Below are 2,500 nucleotides of genomic sequence, written 5' to 3'. Positions count from 1 at the left end.
CTAAGTGGGAAAGGATGTGAGGATCCCAAAACAACCAGGATGTTGGCTTAGAAGCAGCCATCATTTAAAGAAAGCGTAACAGCTCACTGGTCTAAATAAGGGTCTTTGCGCCGAAAATGTAACGGGGCTAAAGCCATACACCGAAGCTTAGGGTTTGGTCCGCAAGGGCCAAGCGGTAGCGGAGCGTTCTGTAAGCTGATGAAGCCATACCCGTGAGGGGTGGTGGAGGTATCAGAAGTGCGAATGCTGACATGAGTAACGTAAGGGGAGTGAGAGACTCCCCCGCCGAAAGACCAAGGGTTCCTGCTTAAAGCTAATCTGAGCAGGGTTAGCCGGCCCCTAAGACGAGGCGGAAACGCGTAGTCGATGGGAACCACGTTAATATTCGTGGGCTTGGAGGTAGTGACGGATCATTGAGGTAGTCCAATCTTATCGGATTGAACGGGCTGCTGCGTGGTTCCAGGAAATAGCTCCTCCTTATAAACCGTACCCGAAACCGACACTGGTGGTCTGGTAGAGTATACCAAGGCGCTTGAGAGAACTATGCTGAAGGAACTCGGCAAATTGCACGCGTAACTTCGGAAGAAGCGTGACCCTTTTCTACGCAAGTAGAGGAGGGTGGCACAGACCAGGGGGTAGCGACTGTTTATCAAAAACACAGGGCTCTGCGAAGTCGCAAGACGACGTATAGGGTCTGACGCCTGCCCGGTGCTGGAAGGTTAAGAGGAGGGGTGCAAGCTCTGAATCGAAGCCCCAGTAAACGGCGGCCGTAACTATAACGGTCCTAAGGTAGCGAAATTCCTTGTCGGGTAAGTTCCGACCTGCACGAATGGCGTAACGACTTCCCCGCTGTCTCCAGCATAGACTCAGTGAAATTGAATTCCCCGTGAAGATGCGGGGTTCCTGCGGTTAGACGGAAAGACCCCGTGCACCTTTACTATAGCTTTACATTGGCATTCGTAGTGGCATGTGTAGGATAGGTGGTAGGCTTTGAAACCTGGGCGCCAGCTCAGGTGGAGCCACCCTTGAAATACCACCCTTATTACTATGGATGTCTAACCGCGGCCCGTTATCCGGGTCCGGGACAATGTATGGTGGGTAGTTTGACTGGGGCGGTCGCCTCCTAAAGAGTAACGGAGGCGCGCGATGGTGGGCTCAGAACGGTCGGAAATCGTTCGCTGAGTGCAATGGCATAAGCCTGCCTGACTGCGAGACTGACAAGTCGAGCAGAGACGAAAGTCGGTCATAGTGATCCGGTGGTCCCGCGTGGAAGGGCCATCGCTCAACGGATAAAAGGTACGCCGGGGATAACAGGCTGATGACCCCCAAGAGTCCATATCGACGGGGTTGTTTGGCACCTCGATGTCGACTCATCGCATCCTGGGGCTGGAGCAGGTCCCAAGGGTATGGCTGTTCGCCATTTAAAGCGGTACGTGAGTTGGGTTCAGAACGTCGTGAGACAGTTCGGTCCCTATCTGCCGTGGGTGTAGGAATATTGAAAGGATCTGTCCCTAGTACGAGAGGACCGGGATGGACGGATCTCTGGTGGACCTGTTGTGGCGCCAGCCGCATAGCAGGGTAGCTATATCCGGACGGGATAACCGCTGAAGGCATCTAAGCGGGAAACCCACCTTAAAACGAGTATTCCCTGAGAACCGTGGAAGACGACCACGTTGATAGGCCGGGTGTGGAAGAGCGGCAACGCTTGAAGCTTACCGGTACTAATAGTTCGATCGGCTTGATCGTTCTCATTCCTAATATCCATTTGACGAAGTCAAATGGTCTGTTCTCACTCACGCTTGTTCCGCCCTGCGGGCGGCGCTACGTGGGTGCGGCGCATCGGCGCCGACGGTCGGTCGACCTTGCGAAGCTTCGCTTCGAAAGGCGTCAGGCCAAGAACGACCAGGCACAAAAAGACCAGCGAAAAGCTCCGAGAAAGCACAAAATAGGTCCCCTATTCGCTCCTCTCTATGGCTATTCGCTCAAACCAGCTTCTCGAATAACGTGCGTTTTGCCGACCTGGTGGTTATGGCGGAGCGGCTGCACCCGATCCCATTCCGAACTCGGCCGTGAAACGCTCCAGCGCTGATGGTACTTCGTCTCAAGACGCGGGAGAGTAGGTCGCTGCCAGGTCTGCTAAACGCACGTTCAAACTCACATCCAACCGGATGACAGAGAAATCTTCTCATTGCTTTGTTCGATGCATGTCGTTGCCCCAAAACCGCTAACACTTTTGGGCGACATGCATAAAGGCCCGCCAAGGGATCCCGGGCCGCTCTAAGCGGCCCTTTCATTTGGTGGATACAGAATACCGCAGTCGCCAAAGTACAGCGGCGATCGCGGTGGTGGCGCGGGGTGGAGCAGCCCGGTAGCTCGTCAGGCTCATAACCTGAAGGTCACAGGTTCAAATCCTGTCCCCGCAACCAAACTTACCCAAAACGGCCCGCCAGGCTCAAAGCTTGGCGGGCCGTTTTGCATTCGGATAAGAGCCCCCTTGGAT

The 2,500-nt window shown here is 54.6% G+C and carries 1 tRNA gene and 2 rRNA genes (1 of these 3 cut by a window edge); all 3 read left to right on the top strand.

The annotated features are described in order from the left end of the window. A 23S ribosomal RNA gene (locus FJ434_RS29595) occupies positions 1-1,746 on the top strand (it extends 1,086 nt beyond the left edge of the window). A 272-nt stretch (positions 1,747-2,018) separates the two neighbouring features. Further along, positions 2,019-2,133: ribosomal RNA gene (gene rrf / locus FJ434_RS29590) — 5S ribosomal RNA — on the top strand. Between the two features lie 216 nt (positions 2,134-2,349). After that, positions 2,350-2,426 (top strand) — tRNA-Met (locus FJ434_RS29585). Positions 2,427-2,500 lie beyond the last annotated feature (74 nt).

The sequence above is a fragment of the Mesorhizobium sp. B2-5-13 genome (genome assembly GCF_006440535.1).
Lineage (GTDB): Bacteria > Pseudomonadota > Alphaproteobacteria > Rhizobiales > Rhizobiaceae > Mesorhizobium > Mesorhizobium salmacidum.
The sequence above is the reverse complement of the archived record's forward strand: the minus strand, read 5'-3'. Positions and strand labels throughout refer to the sequence as shown.